This is a genomic window from Streptomyces sp. NPDC096048, assembly GCF_044763415.1.
In the GTDB taxonomy this organism is placed as follows: Bacteria; Actinomycetota; Actinomycetes; order Streptomycetales; family Streptomycetaceae; genus Streptomyces.
The window spans coordinates 53,807-78,421 of the sequence record NZ_JBIWGG010000013.1 but is presented as its reverse complement, the minus strand read 5'-3'; the positions used below and the strand labels follow the sequence as shown (position 1 = coordinate 78,421).

Genomic DNA, 24,615 nt, shown 5'->3' with positions numbered 1-24,615 from the left:
GCCTCCGCGTGGTCTCTCCGTACGTCAGGCGGGCTGGGGCTCGGGCAGCTCCATCAGCCAGGGCAGGGCGCCGCGGTCGCCGGCGCCGAGGCGGGTGTAGGCGCCGTACAGGTGATTGCCGACGGTGCGGACGGACAGGGTGAGTCGCTCCGCGATCTGCCGGTTGCTCAGACCCGCGGCGGCGAGGGTGACGATCTGCCGCTGGCGGGCGGTGAGTTCGCCGAGTACCAGAGCGGACAGGGCGGGGGTGCGCGCGCCCTGGCAGCGCCGGGCGAGGGCGACGGCGCGGGTGCGGGCGGTGCGGGCGGCGCCCGGGGCGCGGTGGGCGCGTACCGCCTGGGCCTGCGCCTCGGCCGCGAACAGCAGGAACCCACGTCGCTCCAGCTCCTCGGCCACGCGGTCCAGCGCCGGTCCGTCACCCCGCGCGAGGGCGTCGGCGTGTCCGGCGAAGACTCCGGTCAGCCGGCCGGCCGACCCTTCGGGGGCGCCGAGCCGGACGGCGTCGTACGGGTCCCCGGTGCGAGCGGCCGCCCGGACCGCCTCGTCGAGGTCACCGCGTGCGGCGGCGGCCCAGGGTGCGGCCGCCCCGTGGCTCTCCGCCTTCGCGTCGCCCGACTGGGCGGCGGCCAGGGCGAGTTCCTCGCGGCACGACGCGTCGTCCGGGCTGCCGCGCAGGCCCTCGCGGGCCCAGGCCGCGGCTTCGTGCAGCCGACCGCGCAGGCGGGCGAACCGGGCGCGAAGCACCGCGTACTCCACCGGCAGGGGCGCCCCTTCGGCCGCCAGCCACTCCCCCACCGGTGTCTCCAGCGCCCGTACGTTGGCCTGCTCGACGCGCAGGGACAGGGCGGCCCGCTCCGCCGCCAGCGCCGGCCCGCACCGGTCCGGGGTGCGGGCCAGCCGCCGGGCCCGCAGTCGGCCCGCGGCGGCGCGCAGGACGGGGCCGTGCAGGGGGTGGGCGAGTCGGGTGGCGCCGTGGTCGTCGACGATGACCAGCCCCTCGGCCTCCAACCGCTCCAGGATCCATACGTCGAAGGCGTCCAGGCCGAGCGGAAGGGGCTCGGCGAAGGCGAGGCGTTCGAGCGTCTCGCGCTCCTCGGTGCGGGCGCGGTCGAGGACGTGGGCGGTGCGTTCCCGTACGGCCGTGGTGACCGGGACCGGTCCCCGCCACGCCCACTGGTCCGTGTCCGGGACCCGTGCGAGCAGCCCTCGCTCGCACACGGCGGTCAGCAGCTCGCGCAGCAGCCGCAGATCCCCCCGGCACAGGCGGTGCAGCCGGCCGACGGTGAGCGGCTCGACGGCGACGCCCGCACCGGCCGTGAGCAGGTCGGCGGTCTCCTCGCGGGGCAGCGGCTCCAGGCAGAGGCGAGGCAGCAACTCACCGGACCACAGCCGGGACACCGCGCCCGGCACGGGGACGCCTTCCGCGGCGACGACCAGAAGCCGGGTGCGGCCGTGCACGGCGAGTTGGTGCAGGAGGGCGGCGGAGGCGTCGTCGAGCAGGTGGGCGTCGTCGACCACCAGCAGCCGTACACCGGAGAGGAGTTGTACCGCTCGGTGCAGGGTGACGGTCTCGGGCAGCAGGTGGGCGAAGGCGGCGAAGGGGATCTCCCGGGTCGCGGGGGTCCCGGCCGCCCTGGCGTGGTCCGTGCCCCGGACGGCCTCCGTCACGAGCCTGGTCTTGCCGCAGCCCGCCGGGCCCGTCACCACGATGCCGCCGCGTCCGGCGGCCAGGGACCGGCGCACCAGATCCAGTTCGTCCGTCCGCCCGGTGAACGGCCAGGGCGCCTGCAGGGTCTTCGGGGTCCGCGGAGAAGTCGTCACGGCAACATGAGTCGGCATACTCAGCCCTGATACAGGGTGACTTGAGTAGCCCCCGACTCAGGCGCCCGGACCGGGCCGGACGGCAGTCTGGAGGCCATGACCGCACGCTACTGCTCGCTCGCGCAGCAGCCTGCCCCCGTGTTCGCGCCGGGGCTGGCCGCAGAGCGCCTCGCCGCGCTCGTCGGCGGGCAGCGGATGTGGGTCAACGGCACCGTGCTGCACTACTGCTTCCTCGGGGGCGACACCGACTCGTCCGTGGTTCCCATGCCGGGTACCGGCCGGCCTCGGCGGGTGTCGTGGGTGGGTACCGACGAGCAGCGGGACGTGGTGCGCGACTGTTTCCGGGAGTGGCAGGACCTCGGCATCGGGCTCGTCCTCACCGAGGTCGGCGACCGCTCGGAGGCCGAACTGCGGATCGGCTTCCAGCCCGGTGACGGGTCCTGGTCGGCGGTGGGCAAGGACGCGCTGCGGGTGGGGCTGAACGACCGCACGATGAACTTCGGCTGGGACCTCACCGCGCCCGGGGAGCGTGCGACGGCCCTGCACCAGATCGGGCACGCGCTCGGCATGCTGCACGAGCACCAGAGCCCGTTCGCCGGCATCCTCTGGGACGACGAGGCCGTCTACGCCGAACTGGCGGGCCCGCCGAACCACTGGAGCCGGGAGCGGACGTTCCACAACATCCTGCGCAAGCTCGACTCGGACGAGGCCAACAACCCGGTCTGGGACCCCCAGTCGATCATGGAGTACCCCTTCCCGTCGGGGCTGATACTGGAGCCGGAGCACTACCGCTCGGGCCTGCACCCGCCCGGTACCCTCTCGGCCGCCGACAAGGAGTTCGCCCTGCGCTGGTATCCGTCCACCGGCCGGCCGGGCCCGCTGGTGCCGTTCCGTTCGGTGCCGCTGGGGCTCGGGCCGGGCGAGCAGGCCGACTTCCGCGTGGATCCGCCGGAGACCCGCGAGTACACCGTGGGTACCTTCGGTGACAGCGACGCCGTCGTCGTGATCTTCGAGGTGCGGGACGGAAAGCCCCGCTACCTCGCGGGCCAGGACGACGGGGGAACACCCCGCAACGCCACTATCAGGGCCCGCTTCGTCAAGGGCCGCCGCTATGTCGTCCGGGTGCGTCTGTACTCCTCGTGGGGTGCGGGCGAGACGGCGGTCATGTACTGGTGACCGCGGGGCTCCAGAGCACCCGGGCGCCACGGCCACAGTCCGGCGCCGGGGGACGGCCGGGGCACGTCGCCTTCGGGGGAGGGTGACGTGCTCCGGCTACGTCGTGTCCGCCGCGCGAGGGGGGCGGCGGACACGGCACTGATCGCCGCACGGGGTGCCTCTCCCTCCCGCGCTAGGACGGGTCGGCGGCGTGCTCCCGCAGGAAGGCTCCCGCATGAGCGGCGGCCTCTTCCTTCGTCGTGTACCCGGTGTCGCCCTCGGCGGCGCCGTGCGTTCCGTCCGCGCCGTCGCCCGTCCACGTCCACTCGCCGGACGTCGGGTCCTGCGCCAGTTCGGCCGTTCCGCCGAAGAGTTCGAGCGCCGTGTCCTTCCGCGCTGTCGAGCGACGGGGGACCGCGTCGGGCCACTTCTTGCGCGCGCCCTGCCGGGTGATACCCCAGACGGCGCCCAGTTGTTCGTAGCTCGCGCCGTAGGAGCCGGCGGTGGCCGCCGCGAACGCCGTCAGCCGCTTGACCTCCTCGTCCACCACCTTCCAGGCGGCGAGGACGGACAGAGTCACGTCAACCGGGTCCGCCTCCCAACTGCCGGCCTCGGAGAGCCCCGACGCGCGGGAGCGAATGGCGGAGGCGAGGGGATCGAGGGCGTCGTAGAGGGCTTTGTCCAACTCTGCCCGCTCGTCGGCGGTGGCCTCAGCGGAAGTCATGCGACAACCATAGTTACCGTGAATCGCGGTCGTCAACTTTTGTTTCCGATTGGGTGGGATCGTGAACGGCGCAACGACAGAAAGGCCGTTCCCGCTGTTCAGCGGAAACGGCCTACGACCTGCGAAGAACGCAAGTCGGGACGACAGGATTTGAACCTGCGACCCCTTGACCCCCAGTCAAGTGCGCTACCAAGCTGCGCCACGTCCCGGTGCGCGGCCCACGTTTCGTGTGATCGCGCTGGTCAAGACTACCTCATCCCCTGGGGGCCTGACGTCGGCCGAGGCATGTGGCGCGGGCGTTCGGAACCTCCCGATGATCACATCGCGAGACGGCTTTGCGGCGCGCCGTGACCGTCTTCCCGATCCTCGTCCTCGCGGCCGGCGCCCTCGGCCTGCTGCTTCCCGGGACTTTCACCGGGTGGAGCGAGTCGGTCCCGTACCTGCTGGGCGTCGTGATGTTCTGCATGGGCATCACCATGACCCCGGAGGACTTCCGCGGGGTCGCCGAGCGTCCCTGGGCGGTGGCCCTCGGGCTGGTCGCGCACTACGTCATCATGCCGGGGCTCGGCTGGGCCATCGCCCACCTGCTCGACCTTCCCCCGCAGCTCGCCGCCGGCGTGATCCTCGTCGGCTGCGCGCCCAGCGGCACGGCCTCCAACGTGGTGACGTACCTGGCCCGGGGTGACGTGGCCCTGTCGGTCTCCGTCGCGACCGTCTCGACGCTCGTCGCCCCGCTGGTCACCCCGCCGCTGACGCTGCTGCTGGCCGGCGAGTACCTCCCGGTGGACGCCGGGTCCATGGTCACCGACATCCTCAAGACGGTGCTGCTGCCGATCCTCGCGGGTCTGGCCGTACGGCTGCTGGCGGGGCGGTACGTGGAGCGGGCGCTGCCGGCGCTGCCCTGGCTGTCCGCGCTGACGATCTCGGTGATCGTGGCGGTGGTGGTGGCGGGCAGCGCCGACGCGATCAAGTCGGCGGCGGGGCTGGTGTTCGTCGCCGTGGTGCTGCACAACGGCCTCGGGCTGGCGCTCGGTTACGGCGCGGGTCGCATCGGCCGGCTCGGCGAACCGGCCAGCCGTGCCATGGCCTTCGAGGTCGGCATGCAGAACTCCGGCCTCGCGGCGTCCCTGGCCACCGCCCACTTCAGCCCGCTGGCGGCCCTGCCGGCCGCGGTGTTCTCCGTCTGGCACAACGTCTCCGGCGCGGTCACCGCGGCGTGGTTGTCGCGCCGGGGGCGGTGAACCGCGATCGGACGAGCGAGGTCGGGTTCTCCGACGCGGGTCCGGCGCGCGTGCCTCCGCCGCCGGTCAGGTCCGGACCGGTTCGCGCATCATGAACACGTCCACGGGGTCCTCGGTCTCGACGGTGAACCCGTGCCGCTCGTACAGCCGTCTGGCCGCGCTGCCCCGCAGCACGTTCAACCGGACGAGGTCGCCGTCACGGTCGCACCGGGCCAGCAGCGCGCGGAGCACGGCCGAGCCGATGCCCGCACCCTGGAGGCGCGGGGCGAGGTAGAAGTGCTCCAGCCATCGGGCGTCCTTCGCCGGCCGCAGCGCCACGCAGCCGGCGAACCCGCCCTCCACCTCGATCACCCAGGTGTGTGTCCGGTCGAATCCGTCCCTCAGCCGTTGCCGTACCCGCTGCTCGTCGTACCGGCCGAGGCGTTCCAGGTCCGCCCGCAGTACCACGGCCCGCAACTCGGCGACGGCTTCCACGTCCGACGTCGAGGCCTGCCGAAGTGTCCAATCCGCCATGATCGCCACGCTAGCGGTCGGCGCCCTGCCCGGCTTCGGGCGGGTGCCGGTTCGCACGCCGACGCCGGGGGCCGCGTTCTCGCCGCCGTACGGCCCGACGAAGTGTCCGCGCGCCCCGCCGGATACACCACACCTTGTCAGCCCCGGGGGCCCGTGCGCCCCGGTTAGCCTCACCGCATGACCCACAGCTTCGTTGTCCGCGTCCCCGACGCCGAGCTCCTACCCGAGTCCCTCTCCCCCGCGCAGATCGTGTCCGGCACCCCGGAGGTGACCGGCAAGGTGGTCTGGGAGTCGGCGGACGGCGGGCAGGTGCGCGGCATCTGGCAGATCACCCCGGGCGTCGTCACCGACACCGAGGCGGACGAGATGTTCGTCGTGCTCAGCGGGTCGGCCACGATCGAGGTGCAGGGCGGCCCGACGCTGACGGTGGGGCCGGGCGACCTGGCCGTGCTGCGCGAGGGCGACCGTACGACGTGGACGGTGCACGAGACACTGCGGAAGGCGTACGTGATCAACCTCGGCCAGAAGTCACCCGGTTGATCATTGATGGCGGTCGGGCAACGCCCGGAGACCGGTCTTCCACCCGTTCTCCCTCCCGTGTCGGCGGTGCTGTGACCGCTGCGTTCCGGTCAAGTGACCGGCCTGACTGGTTCAGTCCGTTCGGAACGGCCTCAATGACGACCAGTCGGTGAGGGGGCGGGGTTCCTGGAGGCGGCCCTTGCCGGAGCGGTCGCCCGCGACGTGGACGAGCAGGTACTGGTCTCCGGAGAAGACCCAGAAACGATGGTCGTCACCGGGAACCGGCAGAACCGCGTCGATCCCGTTCGTGAAGCGGTCCAGGCCGCCGAACGTCTTGCGCCACTGCCCGATCGGAGCAGGCCCGCTCACCCGCCGCGCCGACGCCGGGTCCGCACCCACCTCGACGACCGTGTACTCACTGCCGGAGAACACCCAGAACCTGCCCCGCACACCCGGCACCGGCATCACCGCATCCACACGACGCGAGAAGCCCGCCCCCTCGCCGATGCTGTCGCTCCAGTCGGTGAGGGGGCGGGGTTCCTGGAGGCGGCCCTTGCCGGAGCGGTCGCCCGCGACGTGGACGAGCAGGTACTGGTCTCCGGAGAAGACCCAGAAACGATGGTCGTCACCGGGAACCGGCAGAACCGCGTCGATCCTGCTCGTGAAGCGGTCCAGGCCGCCGAACGTCTTGCGCCACTGCCCGATCGGAGCAGGCCCGCTCACCCGCCGCGCCGACGCCGGGTCCGCACCCACCTCGACGACCGTGTACTCACTGCCGGAGAACACCCAGAACCTGCCCCGCACACCCGGCACCGGCATCACCGCATCCACACGCGACGCCGCATGGGCACCAGTGGACGTCTGCCCGGTCTGGTCGGGCGAACCGGAGCCGAGGTCCTCTCCGGCGACGTATGCGGTCACACCCGCTCCGGCGAGGAGCACCCCCACGGCGAGCGCCCCTGTGATCGCCGTGCGGCGCCGGTTCGCGCGTGCGGTGGCCGTGCGGCGCCGGTTCGCGCGTGCGGGCTGCACCGGCTGCCGCAGTGTCGCCCGCACCGTTTGTGGGACGCCGTCGACTATCGACTGCAGCGCGTCTGTGAGCTGTGCGCTGGACGGGCGCTTGGCGGGGTCCTTGTCCACCAACTGCTCGATGACGTCGCCCAGCGGGCCCCGGACGTGGACGGAGGGCGGTTCGAAGGCGACGGCGAACGAGGTGGCCGTGAGGTCCCCGCGGGCGAAGGGAGTCTGGCCGGAGGCCAGGAAACACAGAGTGACGCCGAGGGAGAACAAGTCGCTGGCCGGCCCGGCGGGCTGATCGCGCAGGCGCTCCGGGGCCGTGTACTCGGCCGAGCCGACCACGCCCCCCGTGCCCGTGAGTCCTGTGTGTCCGGACAGGGCGGCGATACCGAAGTCGGTGAGCACGCTGCTTCCGTCGGCGCGCAGAAGCACGTTGGCCGGTTTCACGTCACGGTGCAGCGCACCGGCCGCGTGCACCGCCTCCAACGCGGACAGGACCTCCAGGCCGACGCGGGCTGTCTCCACCGGTGACAGGAGCCCGCTCGCTCGCACTCGCTCGCTCAGTGAGCCGCCCGGCACCAGTTCCATGACGATCCAAAGACCGCCGTCGAACTCCACCAGATCGTAGATGTCGATGACATGCGCGTGCGTCACCCGGGCGATCGCCCGCGCCTCCGACAGCACACGGCGCATCGACGCCTGCTGCTCGTACCCGACACCGACGGCATGGAGTTCCTTGACGGCCACCGTCCGCTGCAACAGATGGTCCCAGGCACGCCACACCGTGCCCATACCGCCGCTGCCCAACTGGTCGGCGAGCACGTACCTGTCGGCGACGACTCGCCCGCCCACTCTTTCGATCACGACGAGACAATGTACATGCCGACTGCCAGGGCGTTCGGTGATCACATGCGGAAGTCGACCGCCCTCTCCGTACCTTTGTCCTGTCAAAAGGTTGACATGATGCCTCGGCTGCGCCGAGGGTGGGCGGGACAGAGCAGGGACCGGTCCGAAGAGGGGCTTTCATGGTGGACGCGCTGGGTGTCGCCGTCGTCGGTTTCGGCTGGATGGGCCGGGTGCACACCCAGGCGTACGCCCGCGTCCGGCACCACTATCCGCAGCTCGCCCTGCGCCCGGAACTCGTGACGGTCGCCGAGGAGGTGCCGGGGCGCGCGGAGGAGGCCGCCGCGCAGTTCGGGTTCGCGTCGACGACCCGGGACTGGCGCGACGTGGCCGCCGACCCGAGGGTGGAGGCGGTCAGCATCACCGCCCCGAACTTCCTGCACCGCGAGATCGCCGTCGCGATGGCCGAGGCCGGCAAGCACATCTGGATCGAGAAGCCGGTCGGCCTGACCGCCGGGGACGCCCGTGCGGTGGCGGACGCGGTCGCCGAGGCCGGTGTCCAGGGCGCGGTCGGCTTCAACTACCGCAACGCGCCCGCCGTCGAGGCCGCCCGCGAGCTGATCGGGTCCGGGGAGGTCGGCACCGTCACGCATGTCCGCATCCGTCTCTTCAGCGACTACGCGGCCCATCCCGAGTCCGCGCTGACCTGGCGCTACGAGCGGGAGCGCGGCGGCAGCGGGGTCCTCGGCGACCTGGCCTCGCACGGTGCCGACCTGGCTCGCTTCCTGCTCGGCGACATCGCGTCGCTGACCGCCGACACGGCGATCTTTCTGCCCGAGCGGGCCCGCCCGGCCGCCGCCACCGCCGGTCACTCCCGGGCCGCGGGCGGCGAGCCGGGCCCGGTCGAGAACGAGGACTACGTCAGCTGTCTGCTGCGCTTCGCCTCCGGCGCCCGCGGTGTCCTGGAGGCCTGCCGGGTCTCGGTCGGCGAGCAGAACAACTACGGCTTCGAGGTGCACGGCACCAAGGGCGCGGTGTTCTGGGACTTCCGCCGCATGAACGAACTGGGCGTCAGCCGCGGCACGGCGTACCAGGACCAGCCGGTCAGCACCGTCTACGTCGGCCCCGCGCACGGCGAGTTCGCCGCCTTCCAGCCGGGCGCGGCGAACGCCATGGGCTACGACGACCTCAAGGTGGTGGAGGCCCACCGCTTCCTGCGCTCGATCGCCGAGGGCACCCCGCACGGCGCCACCCTGCCAGACGCGGTGCACAGCGCGGCCGTACTGGACGCGATGGCGCGGTCGGCCGAGCGCGGCGCCTGGGTCGAGGTCTGACCGGAGGGATGAGGGCGGAACGCCCCGGCAAACAGGGGCGGGCGCTGCTGGCAACCCGCAAAAGTGCCGCCGGGCCCGCCGCCCCCGCACGTGGTCGGCGCTCCCGCCCCGCATCCTTCGTACCCCGTCCCCCGGCCACCGAAAGGACGACGATGTCCTCGCCCCCCGTCCCCTCCGGCCGCACCTGGCTGTCCGAGCGGGACTGCGACCTCGACACGTTCCGCGCACTCGTCGAGCGGCCCACCGACCCCGCCGACCATCCGCGGGCCCGCGCCGTGGAGCGGAACGTCCCGGTCTACGAGGCCGGCCGACTGCGCGACGACCGTGAGACGGCGGCCGAGCTGGTCCGCGCCCTCGCCGACGGCCCCGGCATCGTCGTCCTCGCGGGCGCGTTCCCGGACCCGTCGGTCGTCGACCGGGCCACCGCCGTGTTCGACGCCCTGATCGCCCAGCAGCGTGCCTCCGGCGCCACCGCCGGCGACCACTTCGCGGCACCCGGGGCCAACGACCGGGTGTGGAACGCCCTGGAGAAGGCGGCCCTGCACGACGCCGAGGCCTTCGCCGACTACTACGCCAACGACGCGCTGGCCCTGGTCGCCCGGGCCTGGCTCGGCCCCGGCTACCAGGTCACCTCCCAGGTCAACGTGGTCAACCCGGGCGGCACCGCCCAGACCGTGCACCGCGACTACCACCTCGGCTTCCTCTCGAACGAGGTCGCCGCCGCCTACCCGGCGCACGTCCACCGCCTCTCCCCCGTGCTCACGCTGCAGGGTGCGGTCGCGCACCGCGACATGCCCGTGGAGTCGGGGCCCACGATGTACCTGCCGCACTCCCAGAAGTACGTGCCGGGCTACCTGGCCTGGCGGCTCCCGGAGTTCCGGGCCTGCTTCGAGGCGCACCACGTCCAACTGCCCCTCGCCAAGGGCGACGCGGTCTTCTTCAACCCCGCGCTCTTCCACGCCGCCGGCACCAACCGGTCTACGGACATCCGTCGCATGGCCAACCTGCTCCAGATCTCCTCCGCGTTCGGCCGCGCCATGGAGACCGTGGACCGGGAGGCGGTGGCGAACGCCGTCTACCCGGTGCTGCTCAAGCGCCGGGGCGAGGGCGTGGGCGAGCGGTGGCTGGAGAACGTGGTCGCCGCGAGCGCCGAGGGCTACCCCTTCCCCACCAACCTCGACAGCGATCCGCCGGTCGACGGTCTGGCCCCGCCCTCCCAGGCGGATGTCGTACGGCGGGCGCTGCGCGAGGAGTGGACGCCGGAGGCACTGCGCGAGGTACTGCGGGCCGGCCGGGAACGCCGAGAGAGCTGAGGGACGGTACGGACGTGAGAGGACTTCTCGACGACAAGGTCGTCCTGGTCAACGGCGGAAGCCAGGGCGTCGGCGCCGCCATCGCGCGGGCCGCCGTCCGCGAGGGAGCCGTCGTGGCCGTCACCGGGCGGCGCCCGGAGCTCGGAGATGTCCTGGTGGCCGAGCTGGCGGAGGCGGGCGGCACGGTGATGTTCGTACGGGCCGACCTGGCGGACGCGGAGCAGGCGAAGGCCTGCGTGGCCCGGGTGGTGGAGGCCTACGGCCGTGTCGACTGCCTGGTGAACTCGGCGGGGCTGACCTCCCGGGGGACACTGCTGGACACGACTCCCGAGCTGTTCGACCAGCACATCGCGATCAACCTCAAGGCGCCGTTCTTCGCGATGCAGGCGGCGGTCGCGGACATGGTGGGCCGGGGCGCGCCCGGCAGCGTGGTCAACATCATCACGTCCTCGGCGCACGGCGGGCAGCCGTTCCTGGCGCCCTACGTCGCGGCGAAGGCGGGACTGGTGGGCCTCACCCGGAACGCGGCGCACGCGCACCGCTGGGACCGGGTGCGGATCAACGGCCTGAACATCGGCTGGACGGCGACCGAGGGCGAGGACGCGACCCAGCGCGCCTTCCACGGTGCCGGGGACGACTGGCGCGAGGAGGCCGCCGCCCGGCTGCCGATGGGAAAGCTCGGGCAGCCGGACGAGATCGCCGACTTCGTGGTCCTGCTGCTGTCGGACCGCTCCGGGGTGGTCACGGGCTCGGTGATCGACTGGGACCAGAACGTCCTCGGTGGCCTGGACTGAGTCCTCACCACCGCAACCACACACAGGGAGCAGCGGAGCACATGCGTATCGGAATACTCGGCCTCGGCCGCATCGGCGCCTTTCACGCCGAGACCCTCTCCGGACTCGAGTCCGTCGACTCGCTGGTCGTCGCCGACCCGTTCGCGGACGCCGCGAAGGCCGCCGCCGAGCGGTTCGGCGCCGAGGTCGCGGACTCCCCCGACGCGGTGCTGGCCGCCGGGGTGGACGCGGTGGTGGTCGCGGCGGCCACCGACGCCCACCCGGGGCTGATCCTGGCCGCCGTCGAGGCCGGCCTCCCCGTCTTCTGCGAGAAGCCCGTCGCCCGCACCATGGCGGAGGGCGTCGAGGTGCTCAAGGCGGTCGCCGGTCATGACGTGCCGGTCCAGATCGGTTACAACCGCCGCTTCGACGCCGGGTTCGTCGCCGCGCGGGCGGCCGTGCGGGGCGGTGAGCTGGGCAAGCTGCACACCGTGCGGTCCACCACGCTGGACCCGGCGCCGCCGCCCGCCGCGTACATCGCCGCCTCCGGCGGCATCTTCCGCGACTGCTCGGTGCACGACTTCGACATCATCCGCTGGGTGACCGGCCGCGAGGTGACCGAGGTGTACGCCGTCGGCGGCAACCGGGGCGCCGACTTCATCAAGGACGCGGGCGACGCCGACACCACCGGAGCGGTTCTCACCCTGGACGACGGCACGATCGCCGTGGTCTCCAACAGCCGCCACAACGCGCGGGGTTACGACGTACGCATGGAGATCCACGGTTTCGCGGACTCCATCGCCGTCGGCCTGGAGGACAGGCTGCCGCTGCGTTCGGTCGAGCCCGGCGTGACCTTCCCGGCCGGCACTCCGCACGACTTCTTCATGGACCGCTTCACCGCCGCATACCGCGCCGAACTCACCGCGTTCACCGAGGTGGTGGCCGGTGACCGCACCTCTCCCTGCACGATCGAGGACGCGCTGGAGGCCGGCTGGATCGCCGAGGCCTGCACGCTGTCGCTGCACGAGCACCGGCCGGTGACGATCGAGGAGGTACGGCGGGGGTGAGCCCGTACGGGCCGGCGGGCCGCGCGATCAGCTCGCCGGCTCGCTGATGTTCACCATCCAGGGCACGCCGAACCGGTCCGTGCACATGCCGAAGACGTCGCCCCACATCTGCTTCTCCAGCGGTACGGCGACGGAGCCGCCGGCGGAGAGCTGCTCCCAGTAGCCGCGCAGCTCGGTCTCGTCGTCGCCGCTGAGACTCACCGAGAAGGTGTTCCCCGGGCTGTACTCCATGCCGGGCGGGGTGTCGGCGCCCATCAGGGTGAAGCCGCTCGGTGTCTCCAGCATGCCGTGCATGATCTTGTCGGCGTCAGGGCTGTCGGACATGCCGGACGCACCGAAGGTGTTCAGCGCCAGCGTGCCGCCGAACACCTGCTCGTAGAACTCCATCGCCTGTCGGGCATCGCCGTCGAAGCTGAGGTAGGGGTTGAGACGTGAGGACATGACTGCCTCCCGGAACGGGACGAAGTGCCAGTGCTGTGCACGCTAGCGCGCGCCACTGACAACGGCCCGCCGAGCGACGCGCCGGCGGTACCCGCCCCGCCGGCGCGGTCAGCGGCCTCGGTCCCAGGCGTCTCGGCGTCCGTCTCGGCGTTGCAGGCGTCTCGGCGTTCCAGGCGTCTCGACGTCTCGGCGTCTCAGGCGCCGCAGGAGCGCAGGAACCTGCGGGTGCGGACGGCGATGGGCAGGGGCTTGTCGGGCTCGCAGGGGTACATGTCCTGCTCGACGATGGCGAACAGGTCCACGCCCAGTTTCTGGGCCGCCGTGAGCACCGGACCCAGCTCGGGTACGCCGGCGGGCGGTTCGCACATCACCCCGCGCTGCACGGCCGGCCCGAACGGCACCCCGCCCGCCCGCACCTCGGCGAGGATCTCCGGGTCGACCTGCTTGAGGTGCAGGTAGCCGATGCGCTCGGCGTACGTCTCGATCAGCTTGACGCTGTCGCCGCCGCAGTAGGCGTAGTGGCCGGTGTCCAGGCAGAGGTTGACCAGGTCGGAGTCGGTGGAGTCGAGGAAGCGCTCGACGTGCTCCTCGGTGTCGATGTGGGTGTCGGCGTGCGGGTGGACGACGATGTCGAGGCCGTAGGTCTCCCGCACCTCGTGGCCGAGGCGTTCCATTCCCTTGGTCAGGTGCGCCCACTGCTCGCCGGTCAGCTCCGGCGGCTCCAGGATCTCGGCGGTCTTGTCGTCGCGCCAGAAGGACGGGATGACGACGAGGTGCTTCGCGTCCATGGCCCGCGTCAGGGCGGCGACACGGCTGACCTGCTCCCAGGTGGCGTCCCATTCCGAGGGCCCGCGGTGCAGGCCGCAGAAGATGGTGCCCGCGGAGACCTTGAGGCCGCGCCGGGCCACCTCGTCGGTGAGCCGGGCCGGGTCGGTGGGGAGGTAGCCGTAGGGGCCCAGCTCGATCCACTCGTAGCCGGCCTCGGTGACCTCGTCCAGGAAACGCTCCCAGGGCACCTGCCGGGGGTCGTCGGGGAACCAGACGCCCCAGGAGTCGGGGGCCGAGCCGACGCGGATGCGGTCGAGGGCAGCGGGCATGTCAGGCCTTCCCTTCGGCGGATGCGGCGGAGTCGGACGCCGCGGAGTCCACGGCCGCGGAGTCCAGGGCCGCGGAATCGGGCACGACGGTGTCGGGCCCGGCGGAATCGGCCGCGGTGACCTCCGGCTTTTCGTCCGGGAGCGTGGCCACGTCGACCCCGCCGACCTGCGCCAGTTCGTGCTTGAGGGCGGCGAGTTCGGCACCGCCCGCCATGTGGTTGGTGAGTTCTTCGAGGGTGATGTCGGCGCGGGCGGCGCTGAGTTCCAGGGTGCCCAGGCGCAGCACGCTGAAGTGGTCGCCGACCATGTACGCGTGGTGGGGGTTGTGGGTGATGAAGATGACGCCGAGGCCGCGTTCGCGGGCGGCGGCGACGTACTTGAGGACCACGCCGGACTGCTTGACGCCGAGGGCGGCGGTGGGCTCGTCGAGGATGAGGACGCGGGCGCCGAAGTAGACGGCGCGGGCGATGGCGACGCACTGGCGCTGGCCGCCGGAGAGCGTGCCGATGGGCTGTTCCAGGTCGTCCAGGACGATGCCCATGTTGCGCAGTTCCTCGTCGGCGGTCCGCTTCATGCGGGCGATGTCGAGTCGGCGCACGGGCCAGGGGCCCTTGGTCATCTCGGAGCCGAGGAAGAAGTTGCGCCACACCGGCATCAGGGGCACGGTGGCGAGGTCCTGGTACACGGTGGCGATGCCCCGGGCGAGGGCGTCACGCGGGGTGGTGAAGCGCACGGCCTCGCCGTCGACGAGGAACTCGCCCTCGGTGTGCTGGTGCAGCCCGGAGATGATCTTGATGAGGGTGGACTTGCCGGCGCCGTTGTCGCCGAGCACACAGGTCACCCGGCCGGGGTGGACCGCGAGGTCGACGCCGTGCAGGGCGCGGACGTTGCCGTAGGCCTTGCCGGCGCCGCGCAGTCGGACGATCGGCCGGTCGGTCTCGGGCGCGGTGTCCGCGAGGACGGCCCCGTGGGTGCCGGCGGTCTTGCTGGTCATTTCCGATCACCTCCGGGTCGCCGTGCGGCGGACCCACAGATTGATGAGGACGGCGCCGAGGAGCATCACGCCGAGGAAGGCCTTGAACCAGTCGGGGTTCCAGCCGGCGAAGACGATGCCCTGGTTCACCATGCCGAACATGAAGGCGCCGAAGACCGGGCCGATGGCGGAGCCGTAGCCGCCGGTGAGCAGACAGCCGCCGATCACCGCCGCGGCGATGTAGATCAGCTCCTGGCCGACGCCCTCACCGGACTGCACAGTGTTGAAGGAGAACAGCTGGTGCATGCCGACGAACCAGGCGCCGAAGCCGACCAGCATGAACAGCGTGATCTTCGTGAAGGCGACGGGGACGCCGACCGCGCGGGCGCTGTCCTTGCTGCCGCCGACCGCGAAGATCCAGTTGCCGTACTTGGTGCGCAGCAGCACCCAGGTGGCAAGGGCGGCGAAGACGAGCCACCACACGACCGTGATCTTCACCTGTACGCCGCCGACGTCGAAGGACGAGGCGAAGAGGGCCTTGGCCTGGTCGAAGCCGTCCATGTCGCTGATGTCGTCGGTGGCGACGTTGCCGGTGACCAGCTTGGTGACCGCGAGATTGACGCCCTGGAGGATCAGGAAGGTGCCGAGCGTCACCAGGAAGCTCGGCAGGCCGGTCTTCATCAGCACCCAGCCGTTGAACGCGCCGACGCCGAGGGAGACGGCGAGGGCGACGACCACGCCCACCCAGACGTTCATGGTCAGCTGGTAGCTGAGCATGCTGGCGGTGAGCGCCGAGGTGATGACGGCGACACCGGCCGACAGGTCGAACTCGCCGCCGATCATCAGCAGCGCGACGGGCAGCGCCATGATGCCGATGGTGGACGACTGGTACAGGACCGTCGCCATGGAGCCGCCCTCGCGCAGCGAGGGGGCGGCGATCAGGAAGAAGACGAACACGGCGACGGCGCCGAGGAAGACCCCGACCTCCGGCCGGGCGAGCAGCCGCAGCGCCAGCGAGCGCTGCCGGGTCCGTCCGTCGGTCTGCCCCGGGCCGGGGACCGGCGGTGTGGTCACCGCCGGTTCAGCCTGTTGGGTCATGCTCATCACCGGGTGCCCTTCGCGGCGAACTCGGCGACGGCCTTCACGTTGGACTTGTCGACGAAGGCCGGGCCGGTCAGCACCGGCTGCTCACCGCCGCCGCTGTAGTTGCCGTTGTTCTTGTAGAGCCACATGCCGTCGACGGCCAGGTAGCCCTGGAGGTAGGGCTGCTGGTCGACGGCGAACTCGATGTCGCCCTTCTCGATGGCGCCGGTCAGTTCCTTGTTGAGGTCGAACGTGACGATCTTCGCCTCACTGCCGGTCTCGTCCACCGACTGCACGGCGGTCATGGCGAACGGGGCGCCGAGCGTGACGAGGCGGTCGATCTCGCCGTCCTGCTTGAGCTTGGCGGTGACGGTCGACTTCACCGAGGGCATGTCGGTGCCGTTGACGTAGAGGTTCTCGATGGAGCCCTCGAAGGTCTTCTTCACGCCGTCGCAGCGCTGGGTCAGGCCGACGTTGCCCTGCTCGTGGATCACGCAGACGGCCTTCTTGGCGCCGTCCTCGTTCAGCCGCTTGCCGAGCGCCTCGCCGGCCACGGTCTCGTCCTGCCCGTAGAACGACATCAGGCCGAGCTTCTTCCAGTCCGCCAGGCCGGAGTTGAGGCCGACGACGGGTATGCCGGCCTTCTCGGCCTTGCCGAGGACGCTGCGGAGGGCGTCCGGCTTGGCGAGGGTGACGGCGATGCCGTCGACCTTCTGGTCGATCGCGTTCTGCACCAGGTTGGCCTGGTTGCCCGCGTTCGGGTCGGCGGAGTAGACGAGCTTGATGTTGTCCTTGGCGGCGGCCGCCTCGGCGCCCTTGCGGACGATGTCCCAGAAGGTGTCGCCGGGCGCCTGGTGGGTGACCAGGGCGACGGTCATGCGGGGGGTGTTCGCCTTGCCCGCAGAGGCGCCCGAGTCCCCTTCCTCGTCGGCCTTCTTGCCCCCGGAGCCGCTGGAGCAGCCGGCGAGGGTGAGGGCCGCGGCGGCGGCGAGGGCCACGGCGGGGGCGAATCCGCGGGGGCGGGCGTGCGAAGAGCGGTCCATCTTTCCTGCACCTCACTGTGCGACTGTGCGACGGGGGAGCCGTGTGCCAGACCAGAGAAGAACGGCTGTTGCGCTGGGACCGGATACAAGTCCTTGGGACGCCCGCTGTCAATACTTTGTCAAGACATCATTTCACTCGCAGGTCCGAATGTAAGTACAAAGTATTGACACGGTCGCCTCGGAGTCATACACCTGGGAGGCGGCAGGCCCCCGCCCAGCCCGAGGAGCGTCGCACATGGCCGAGTCAGTCCCGCGTTTCGATCTGATCACGATGGGCCGCATCGGGGTCGATCTCTATCCTTTGCAGACGGGCGTACCCCTGGCGGAGGTTGAGTCCTTCGGCAAGTTTCTCGGCGGTTCGGCCGCCAACGTGGCGGTCGCGGCCGCGCGTCTCGGCCGCCGCACGGCCGTCATCACCCGCACGGGCGACGACCCCTTCGGCGGCTATCTGCACCGGGCGCTCGAGGAGTTCGGCGTCGACGACCGCTGGGTCACCCCGGTCGCCGCCTACCCGACCCCCGTCACCTTCTGCGAGATCTTCCCGCCGGACGACTTCCCGCTGTACTTCTACCGCCGCCCCAAGGCCCCCGACCTGGAGATCCACCCGGAGGAGCTGGACCTCGACGCGATCCGGGCGGCCGCCGTCTTCTGGATCACCGGCACGGGGCTCAGCGAGGAACCGAGCCGTACGGCGACCCTGGCCGCCCTCGCCCACCGCGCGAAGTCCGGCACCACGGTCTTCGACCTGGACTGGCGCCCGATGTTCTGGACCGATCCCGACCAGGCCCGCCCGTACTACGCCGAGGCGCTGCGGCACGCGACCGTCGCGGTCGGCAACCTCGACGAGTGCGAGATCGCCACGGGCGTACGCGAGCCGCACGCCTGCGCCGAGGCGCTGCTGGCGGCCGGTGTGGAGCTGGCCGTCGTCAAGCAGGGGCCGAAGGGCGTCCTAGCCGTGCACCGCGACGGCCGGACCGCCGAGGTGGCGCCGGTGCCGGTCGAGGTCGTCAACGGTCTCGGCGCGGGCGACGCGTTCGGCGGCTCGCTCTGCCACGGTCTGCTCTCCGGCTGGGAACTGGAACGGACCATGCGGTACGCCAACGCGGCCGGCGCCCTCGTCGCCTCCCGTCTCGCCTGCTCCTCCGCGATGCCCACCGAGGCCGAGGTCGACGGCCTCCTCGCGCGAGCCACTCCCTGAACGGAGCAACGCCTTGTCCCTCAGCATCCCCGACCTCACCGCGGTCAGAGCCCGGCACCCGGAGGCGATCGCCGAGGCGGCGGCCCGCCGGGTACGCCGCCCGCTGATCGGTGACTCCGGCCGCCTGATGATCGTGGCCGCCGACCATCCGGCGCGCGGAGCGCTCGGCGTCGGCGACCGCCGGCTCGCCATGGCCAACCGGGCCGACCTGCTGGAGCGCCTGTGCACCGCGCTGTCCCGGCCCGGCGTCGACGGGGTGCTCGCCACCGCCGACGTGCTGGAGGACCTGCTGCTCCTCGGGGCGCTGGAGAACAAGGTGGTCATGGGCTCGATGAACCGCGGCGGCCTCGCGGGCGCCGTCTTCGAGATGGACGACCGCTTCACCGGCCACCGTGCCGAGGACATCGCCCGGCTGCGCTTCGACGCGGGCAAGCTGCTGCTGCGCATCGACTACGACGACCCCGGTTCGCTGGCCACACTGGAGTCCACGGCGCGCGCGATCGACGCCATGGCCGAGCGTGAACTGCCCGTCTTCGTGGAGCCGTTCATCTCGCGCCGCGTCGAGGGCCGGGTCCGCAACGACCTGTCCGCCGACGCGGTCACCCGGTCCGTCGCCATCGCCTCGGGCCTGGGCGGCACCTCCGCCTACACCTGGCTGAAACTGCCCGTCACCCACGACCCGGACGACATGGGCGAGGTCCTGGAGACCTCGACCCTGCCCGCCGTCCTGCTCGGCGGTGACATAGGGGGCTCCCCCGCGGACCAGGTCGCCGCCTACGAACGCTGGCGCAAGGCCCTGCGGCTGCCCACCGTGCAGGGGATGGTCGTCGGCCGCTCGCTGCTCTACCCGGCCGAGGGCAGCGTGGAGCAGGCGGTGGACACGGCCGTCGGACTGCTGTGACAGAGGAGGATCCGTTGACGTATCACCTTTCCGCCGGCAAGGCCGCGAGCGGCCCGTACGCCGTGGACGTCACCCCCGAGGTGGCCGGCTGGGGCCACGCGGCCCTGCGCGTGCTGCACCTGCCGCCCGGCGGCAGCCACACCTTCGACAGCGGCGACAGCGAGTGGATCGTCCTGCCGCTCAGCGGCGGCTGCACGGTCGCCACCGCCGACGACTTCGGTCAGGCCACCTTCGAACTCACCGGCCGCACCGACGTGTTCAGCGGCGTGAGCGACTTCGCGTACGTACCGCGCGACGCCCGCACGACCGTGACCTCCACCGGCGGCGGCCGCTTCGCCCTCACCGGCGCCCGCTGCACCCGCCGCCTGCCCAGCCGCTACGGCCCGGCGTCGTCCGTTCCGGTGGAGCTGCGCGGCACGGGGAACTGCTCGCGGCAGGTCAACAACTTCGGTGCGGCCGGGGTGTTCGAGTGCGACAGGCTCATCGCGGTCGAGGTCGTCACCCCGGGCGGCAACTGGTCCTCCTTCCCGCCGCACAAGCACGACGAGCACCGCCCCGGCGAGGAGTCGGTACTGGAGGAGGTCTACTACTTCGAGTTCGCCGACCACGACGGCAGCCCCGGCCTCGGCTACCAGCGGGTCTCCCCGTCCGGGCGGGGGCAGGGCACGGACGTGCTGGCCGAGGTGCGCGACGGCGACGTGGTCCTCATCCCCGACGGCTGGCACGGACCGTCGATGGCCGTCCCGGGCCACCACATGTACTACCTCAACGTCATGGCCGGCCCGGACGCCGAACGCGCCTGGCTGATCTGCGACCATCCCGACCACGCCTGGGTCCGCGACACCTGGGCGGACCAGCCGGTCGACCCCCGACTCCCCCTCTACACCGCACCGGAGAGGTCCGCATGAGCGCCGCCACCCGCCGACTGACGACCGCCCAGGCCCTGGTGCGTTTCCTGGCCGCCCAGTACACCGAACGCGACGGTGCACGGCACCGCCTGATCGCGGGCACCTGGGGCATCTTCGGCCACGGCAACGTGGCCGGCCTCGGCCAGGCCCTCGTCCAGTACGCCGACGTCATGCCCTACCACCAGGGGCGCAGCGAACAGGCCATGGTGCACGCGGCCGTCGGCCACGCCCGACAGCTCAACCGGCTGTCCGCGCAGGCGGTGACGACGTCCATCGGCCCCGGCGCCACGAACCTGGTCACCGGCGCCGCCCTGGCCACCATCAACCGCCTGCCGGTCCTGCTCCTGCCCGGCGACTACTTTGCCTCGCACGCCGCCGACCCGCTGCTCCAGCAGCTGGAGCACCCGACCGAGGCCGACGTGTCCGTCAACGACACCCTGCGCCCCGTCTCCCGCTACTTCGACCGCGTCACCCGCCCCGAGGCCCTCATCGCCTCCGCCCTTCAGGCGATGCGCGTGCTCACCGACCCGGCCGAGACCGGCGCGGTCACCCTCGCGCTGCCCCAGGACGTGCAGGCGGAGGCGTACGACTGGCCGGAGGAGTTCTTCGCCGACCGGATCTGGCGCGTACGGCGTCCGGCGCCCGACCCGGTGGAACTGGCCGAGGCGGTGCGGGCGGTCCGGGCCGCCGAGCGCCCGATGATCGTCGCGGGCGGCGGCATCCACCACAGCGAGGCCGAGGAGGCGCTGAAGGCGCTGGTCGACGCCACCGGCGTCCCCGTCGCCTCCACGCAGGCCGGCAAGGGCACGCTGCGCCACGACCACCCGGCCGACCTCGGCGGCGTCGGCCACACCGGCACCGCCGTCAGCGACGACCTCGCCCGCACGGCGGACCTGGTGATCGGGGTCGGCACCCGCTACTCGGACTTCACCACGGCCTCCGGCACCCTCTTCCAGCGCCCGGACGTCCGCTTCCTGAACCTCAACATCACCGCCTTCGACGCCCACAAGCTCGCCGCCCGCACCCTGGTCTGCGACGCCCGGACGGGGCTCACGGCGCTGACGGAGGCGCTGTCCGGCCACCGGGTGGACGCGTCGTACGAGGCCGAGTACCGCGCCGGCAAGGCCCGCTGGGACGAGACGGTGGCGGCGGCCTTCCGCGCCGGCGACGACAGCGCCGTGCCGACCCAGACGCAGGTGCTGGGCGCGCTGGACGCGGTCGTCGGCGACGAGGACGTGGTGATCAACGCGGCCGGTTCGCTCCCCGGCGACCTGCACAAACTGTGGCGGGCCCGCTCGCCGCGCCAGTACCACCTGGAGTACGGCTACTCGTGCATGGGTTACGAGATCCCGGCCGCGCTCGGCGTCCAGCAGGCCGCACCCGGCACGCCGGTGTGGGCCCTGGTCGGCGACGGCACGTACCTGATGAACCCGACGGAGATCGTCACCGCCGTGCAGGAGAACCTGCCGGTCAAGCTGGTCCTGGTCCAGAACCACGGCTACGCCTCCATCGGCGGCCTGTCCGAGTCGGTCGGCGCCGAGCGCTTCGGCACCGACTACCGCCACCGCGCCGCCGACGGCACCTTCACCGGCGCCCCGCTCCCCGTCGACCTCGCCGCCAACGCGGCCAGCCTCGGCATGGACGTCCTGCGCGCCAAGACCGTGGGGGAACTGCGCGAGGCTCTGCGGGCGGCCCGCGCGGCGGACCGTCCGACCTGCGTGTACGTGGAGACCGACCCGGCGCCGCCGACCGCTCCCCCGGCCGAGGCCTGGTGGGACGTGCCGGTGGCCGAGGTGTCCGCCCGCGAGGCCGCCACCGAGGCCCGCGCGGAGTACGAGCGCGCCGTAGCCGACCGCCGCCGTCACCTCTGACGGGCCGTCTCCCATGACGCCCCGTCACCTACTCGAGGGAGGTACGTCCATGGCGAAGACCGGCGACCCCGCACGTGCCGCGACCGCCCCCGCGCTCAGCACCCTGGACTTCACCCTGGACCGGGGCAGTCCGGTGCCGCTGTACTACCAGCTCGCCCAGCAGTTGGAGGCTGCGATCGAACACGGCGTCCTCGCCCCGGGCAACCTGCTGGGCAACGAGGTGGACCTCTCCGTCCGCCTCGGCCTGTCCCGGCCGACCGTCCGCCAGGCCATCCAGTCCCTGGTCGACAAGGGGCTGCTGGTCCGGCGGCGCGGGGTCGGCACGCAGGTGGTGCACAGCCAGGTCAAACGCCCCCTGGAGCTGAGCAGTCTCTACGACGACCTGGAGGCGGCCGGTCAGGGGCCCACCACACGGGTGGTGCGCAACGAGGGCGTACCCGCCCCGGCCGATGTGGCGGCGGCCCTCGGCATCGCGGAGGGCGGCGAGGTCACCGTCCTGGACCGGCTGCGCCTCACCCACGGCCAGCCGGTGGCGCTGCTGCGCAACTACCTGCCGGCGACGCTGCTGGACCTCGACGACGCCCGCCTGGAGTCGACCGGCCTGTACCGGATGATGCGCGCGTCCGGCATCACCCTGCACAGCGCCCGCCAGACGGTGGGCGCCCGCTCGGCCACCCGCACGGAGGCGGACCGCCTGGACGAGAGGGAGGGCGCCGCACTGCTGACCATGCAGCGCACGGCGTACGACGACACCGGGCGGCCGGTCGAGTACGGGACGCACCTGTACCGCGCGTCCCGGTACGCGTTCGACTTCCAACTGCTGGTGAGGAGTTGAGTGCCGACGCCGGTGAGGCCGGCGGTGGAACACGGCGCCGGGTACCCGCTCGCGCGCCCGGCGCCGGTGGCCACGCCCGGCGAGGCTGGTCGGCCGGGCTCGGACCGGGCCAGTGCCTTTCCCGGGGTCACCGGTGCCTTTCCCGGGTCAGTGGACCGTGTCCAGGCGGGTCCGCTGGTCCGGGGTGAGGTCCAGGTCCACGGCGGCCAGGTTCTCCTCCAGCTGTGCCACCGACGACGCGCCGGCCAGCGGGACGATCGGCAGCTCGGCGCCGATCTGCCAGGCGAGGACGACCTGGCCCGCGGTGGCGCCGGTCTCCCGGGCGATGTCGCGGAGCACCGCGAGCCGGGCGGGGGTGCCCGGGTGGTCGTAGTCCGGGGGCAGCGGCTTGTCGTCGCGGTCGTAGGCGCCGGCCAGGAGGGGTGAGTAGGCGACCAGGGTCAGGGCGGGCTCGGCGCGCAGGTAGCCGAGCAGTTCCGCGCCGGCGTGGCCGAGGCTGCCGTCCGGGGAGAAGTCGCCGGGCACGTCGAAGCGGGGACGCAGGTGGCTGTGCTGGTACTGGAGCACCTCGTAGCCGGGCAGTGCGGCCGCGGCGGCGAGGGCGCGGGCCCGCTCCACGCGCCACACCGCCTGGTTGCTGACGCCGAGCAGTCCGACGGTGCCCTCCGCGACCAGTTCACCGAACGCCTCGACGGTCTCGCGCTGCGGCACGGTGTGGTCGTCGATGTGCGCGTACAGCAGGTCCAGCCTGTCGACGCCGAGCCGGTCGCGGCTGCGGTCCGCCGCCTCGCGGATCACCTTGGCCGACAGGCCCTCGGGGTTGTCGGTGTAGCTGGTGCCGGGGGCCAGGGGGCGGGCGCCGAGCTTGGTGGCGATGACGATCTCGTCGCCGACACCGCGGCTGCGCCGCCAGCGGCCGAGGAGTTCCTCGCTCTGGCCGCCCTGGCCGCCGTCCGTCCAGAAGGCGTAGTTGTCGGACGTGTCGATGAAGTTGCCGCCGGCCTCGACGTAGCGGTCGAGGACGGCGAAGGAGGTCTTCTCGTGGTCAGCGAGCCGAACAGCATGGCGCCGAGCGCGAGCACGCTCACCTCACGACGGTGGGCCGGGTCGGTGCCGATGGTGCGGTACTTCATGGTGTTCCTCCCCTTCGTGCCCGGTCGTCCGGGCACGAGAGGGAGTCTTCGGTTTGAAGTGCACTTCAAGTCAAGCGGCTTCGGCGTCAGTCCGTTCCGGCAGGGCGGGCGAACGGGCCCTCCAGCGCCGCCCACTGGAGCAGCATGATGGTCTTCGCGTCGGCGATCTCGCCGGTACGGATCATCTCCAGGGCCCGGCGGAAGGGCAGTTCGAGGATCTCGATGTCCTCGCCCTCCTCGTCCAGGCCGCCGCCCTCGTGGGTGCGGGTGGCCGGGCCGTAGGCGGCGGCGTAGAAGCTGACGCGCTCGGTGACCGAGCCGGGGCTCATGTAGACGTCGAAGACGTGCCGGACCGCGCCGACGGTGTGCCCGGTCTCCTCGACGACCTCGCGCCGCACGGCGACCTCGGGGTGCTCGTCCTCGTCGTCGAGCAGCCCGCCGGGTGTCTCGATCAGCATGCCGTCGGGGTGGCCGTTGACGTAGACGGGGAGGCGGAACTGTCGGGTGAGCAGCACGGTCTCGCGTTCCGCGGCGTAGAGCAGGACGGTGGCACCGTTGCCGCGGTCGTGGGTCTCGCGCTCCTGGGTGCTCCAGGTGCCGTCGGCTCGCCGGTAGTCGAAGGTCGTGGTGCGTTCGACGTACCAGTGGCTGGAGAGGAGCCGTACGTCCCGGACCCTGACCCGGGGGTTGCCGGTCAGGTCCCGGCCGGCCCGGTCGAGTCCGGTGCGGCCCCGGCGGTCCGGGGTGTCGATGCCGGCGGTCATCGGCTGCCGCCGGGACGGAGAGGCTTCGGCGGCACGGTGCAGGGCAAG

At 72.2% G+C, this 24,615-nt stretch carries 21 protein-coding genes, 1 tRNA gene and 2 pseudogenes; 12 read left to right on the top strand and 12 right to left on the bottom strand.

Annotated features, from left to right (window positions below; all coding sequences use genetic code 11):
• Nucleotides 1–24 precede the first annotated feature (24 nt).
• A complete protein-coding gene (locus ACIQ6R_RS31540; RefSeq protein WP_404225014.1) occupies nucleotides 25–1,839 on the bottom strand; it encodes a LuxR C-terminal-related transcriptional regulator in 1,815 nt (604 codons plus the stop codon).
• Nucleotides 1,840–1,917: 78 nt separating this feature from the next.
• On the opposite strand from ACIQ6R_RS31540, the gene ACIQ6R_RS31535 reads away from it, so the two are divergent.
• Complete coding sequence (locus tag ACIQ6R_RS31535) at nucleotides 1,918–2,997, top strand: hypothetical protein (RefSeq protein ID WP_404225012.1); 1,080 nt, start codon at nucleotides 1,918–1,920, stop codon at nucleotides 2,995–2,997.
• A 172-nt stretch (nucleotides 2,998–3,169) separates the two neighbouring features.
• On the opposite strand, the gene ACIQ6R_RS31530 is transcribed toward ACIQ6R_RS31535, so the two are convergent.
• Complete coding sequence (locus ACIQ6R_RS31530; protein WP_404225011.1) at nucleotides 3,170–3,700, bottom strand: hypothetical protein; 531 nt, start codon at nucleotides 3,698–3,700, stop codon at nucleotides 3,170–3,172.
• Nucleotides 3,701–3,835: 135 nt separating this feature from the next.
• Nucleotides 3,836–3,909, bottom strand: a tRNA-Pro gene (locus tag ACIQ6R_RS31525).
• Nucleotides 3,910–4,026: 117 nt separating this feature from the next.
• On the opposite strand from ACIQ6R_RS31525, the pseudogene ACIQ6R_RS31520 reads away from it, so the two are divergent.
• Nucleotides 4,027–4,941: pseudogene (locus ACIQ6R_RS31520) on the top strand (bile acid:sodium symporter family protein); the annotation flags it as partial.
• 66 nt (nucleotides 4,942–5,007) lie between these two features.
• Here the strand turns inward: ACIQ6R_RS31520 and ACIQ6R_RS31515 are convergent.
• Nucleotides 5,008–5,454: a GNAT family N-acetyltransferase gene (locus ACIQ6R_RS31515; protein ID WP_404225009.1), complete on the bottom strand. Its 447-nt coding sequence runs from the start codon at nucleotides 5,452–5,454 to the stop codon at nucleotides 5,008–5,010.
• Nucleotides 5,455–5,631: 177 nt separating this feature from the next.
• On the opposite strand from ACIQ6R_RS31515, the gene ACIQ6R_RS31510 reads away from it, so the two are divergent.
• Entirely contained in the window at nucleotides 5,632–5,994 is a 363-nt protein-coding gene (locus tag ACIQ6R_RS31510) for a cupin domain-containing protein (protein WP_404225007.1), read from the top strand.
• A gap of 111 nt (nucleotides 5,995–6,105) precedes the next feature.
• Here ACIQ6R_RS31510 and ACIQ6R_RS31505 read toward each other — a convergent pair whose 3' ends face one another.
• On the bottom strand, nucleotides 6,106–7,854 hold the full coding sequence (locus tag ACIQ6R_RS31505; RefSeq protein WP_404225006.1) for a protein kinase: 1,749 nt from the start codon (nucleotides 7,852–7,854) through the stop codon (nucleotides 6,106–6,108).
• A 161-nt stretch (nucleotides 7,855–8,015) separates the two neighbouring features.
• Between ACIQ6R_RS31505 and ACIQ6R_RS31500 the strand changes: the two genes are divergently transcribed.
• From ACIQ6R_RS31500 to ACIQ6R_RS31485, 4 genes are all read left to right on the top strand, one after another.
• Entirely contained in the window at nucleotides 8,016–9,167 is a 1,152-nt protein-coding gene (locus ACIQ6R_RS31500; protein ID WP_404225004.1) for a Gfo/Idh/MocA family protein, read from the top strand.
• Nucleotides 9,168–9,319: 152 nt separating this feature from the next.
• Nucleotides 9,320–10,480 carry a phytanoyl-CoA dioxygenase family protein gene (locus ACIQ6R_RS31495; protein ID WP_404225002.1) on the top strand — a complete coding sequence of 387 codons (1,161 nt, stop codon included), beginning with the start codon at nucleotides 9,320–9,322 and terminating at the stop codon, nucleotides 10,478–10,480.
• 14 nt (nucleotides 10,481–10,494) lie between these two features.
• On the top strand, nucleotides 10,495–11,274 hold the full coding sequence (locus ACIQ6R_RS31490; RefSeq protein WP_404225000.1) for an SDR family oxidoreductase: 780 nt from the start codon (nucleotides 10,495–10,497) through the stop codon (nucleotides 11,272–11,274).
• A gap of 41 nt (nucleotides 11,275–11,315) precedes the next feature.
• Complete coding sequence (locus tag ACIQ6R_RS31485; RefSeq protein WP_404224998.1) at nucleotides 11,316–12,320, top strand: Gfo/Idh/MocA family oxidoreductase; 1,005 nt, start codon at nucleotides 11,316–11,318, stop codon at nucleotides 12,318–12,320.
• 27 nt (nucleotides 12,321–12,347) lie between these two features.
• Here ACIQ6R_RS31485 and ACIQ6R_RS31480 read toward each other — a convergent pair whose 3' ends face one another.
• The 5 genes from ACIQ6R_RS31480 to ACIQ6R_RS31460 all read right to left on the bottom strand — a co-directional run bounded on the left by ACIQ6R_RS31480 (nucleotide 12,348) and on the right by ACIQ6R_RS31460 (nucleotide 16,957).
• Nucleotides 12,348–12,761 (bottom strand): VOC family protein, encoded by a 414-nt coding sequence (locus tag ACIQ6R_RS31480; protein ID WP_404183675.1) that lies wholly within the window; start codon nucleotides 12,759–12,761, stop codon nucleotides 12,348–12,350.
• Between the two features lie 194 nt (nucleotides 12,762–12,955).
• Entirely contained in the window at nucleotides 12,956–13,858 is a 903-nt protein-coding gene (locus ACIQ6R_RS31475) for a sugar phosphate isomerase/epimerase family protein (RefSeq protein ID WP_404224996.1), read from the bottom strand.
• Between the two features lies 1 nt (nucleotide 13,859).
• Nucleotides 13,860–14,852: an ATP-binding cassette domain-containing protein gene (locus ACIQ6R_RS31470; RefSeq protein WP_404224994.1), complete on the bottom strand. Its 993-nt coding sequence runs from the start codon at nucleotides 14,850–14,852 to the stop codon at nucleotides 13,860–13,862.
• Nucleotides 14,853–14,858: 6 nt separating this feature from the next.
• Nucleotides 14,859–15,935: an ABC transporter permease gene (locus tag ACIQ6R_RS31465; protein ID WP_404224992.1), complete on the bottom strand. Its 1,077-nt coding sequence runs from the start codon at nucleotides 15,933–15,935 to the stop codon at nucleotides 14,859–14,861.
• Nucleotides 15,935–16,957: a sugar ABC transporter substrate-binding protein gene (locus ACIQ6R_RS31460; protein WP_404224990.1), complete on the bottom strand. Its 1,023-nt coding sequence runs from the start codon at nucleotides 16,955–16,957 to the stop codon at nucleotides 15,935–15,937. Before ACIQ6R_RS31460 ends, ACIQ6R_RS31465 begins: the two co-directional genes overlap by 1 nt.
• 235 nt (nucleotides 16,958–17,192) lie before the next feature.
• On the opposite strand from ACIQ6R_RS31460, the gene iolC reads away from it, so the two are divergent.
• Genes iolC through ACIQ6R_RS31435 form a run of 5 tightly spaced genes read left to right on the top strand, consistent with a single transcriptional unit; the run spans nucleotide 17,193 to nucleotide 22,670 of the window.
• A complete protein-coding gene (gene iolC / locus ACIQ6R_RS31455) occupies nucleotides 17,193–18,155 on the top strand; it encodes a 5-dehydro-2-deoxygluconokinase (protein WP_404224988.1) in 963 nt (320 codons plus the stop codon).
• Between the two features lie 13 nt (nucleotides 18,156–18,168).
• Complete coding sequence (locus ACIQ6R_RS31450; protein WP_404183657.1) at nucleotides 18,169–19,056, top strand: deoxyribose-phosphate aldolase; 888 nt, start codon at nucleotides 18,169–18,171, stop codon at nucleotides 19,054–19,056.
• A 14-nt stretch (nucleotides 19,057–19,070) separates the two neighbouring features.
• Nucleotides 19,071–19,964, top strand: coding sequence for a 5-deoxy-glucuronate isomerase (gene iolB / locus ACIQ6R_RS31445; protein ID WP_404224985.1), 894 nt, complete (start codon nucleotides 19,071–19,073; stop codon nucleotides 19,962–19,964).
• The gene (iolD, locus tag ACIQ6R_RS31440) at nucleotides 19,961–21,835 is read left to right on the top strand and encodes a 3D-(3,5/4)-trihydroxycyclohexane-1,2-dione acylhydrolase (decyclizing) (protein WP_404224982.1); all 1,875 of its coding nucleotides are present in this window, start codon (nucleotides 19,961–19,963) and stop codon (nucleotides 21,833–21,835) included. The genes iolB and iolD overlap by 4 nt, the downstream gene beginning before the upstream one ends.
• A 49-nt stretch (nucleotides 21,836–21,884) precedes the next feature.
• Nucleotides 21,885–22,670 carry a GntR family transcriptional regulator gene (locus ACIQ6R_RS31435; protein ID WP_404183649.1) on the top strand — a complete coding sequence of 262 codons (786 nt, stop codon included), beginning with the start codon at nucleotides 21,885–21,887 and terminating at the stop codon, nucleotides 22,668–22,670.
• 147 nt (nucleotides 22,671–22,817) lie between these two features.
• Here the strand turns inward: ACIQ6R_RS31435 and ACIQ6R_RS31430 are convergent.
• Together ACIQ6R_RS31430 and ACIQ6R_RS31425 are read right to left on the bottom strand one after the other, a co-directional pair.
• Nucleotides 22,818–23,803, bottom strand: a pseudogene (locus tag ACIQ6R_RS31430) (aldo/keto reductase).
• Between the two features lie 86 nt (nucleotides 23,804–23,889).
• Nucleotides 23,890–24,567 (bottom strand): NUDIX domain-containing protein, encoded by a 678-nt coding sequence (locus tag ACIQ6R_RS31425; RefSeq protein ID WP_404183643.1) that lies wholly within the window; start codon nucleotides 24,565–24,567, stop codon nucleotides 23,890–23,892.
• Between the last annotated feature and the right edge of the window lie 48 nt (nucleotides 24,568–24,615).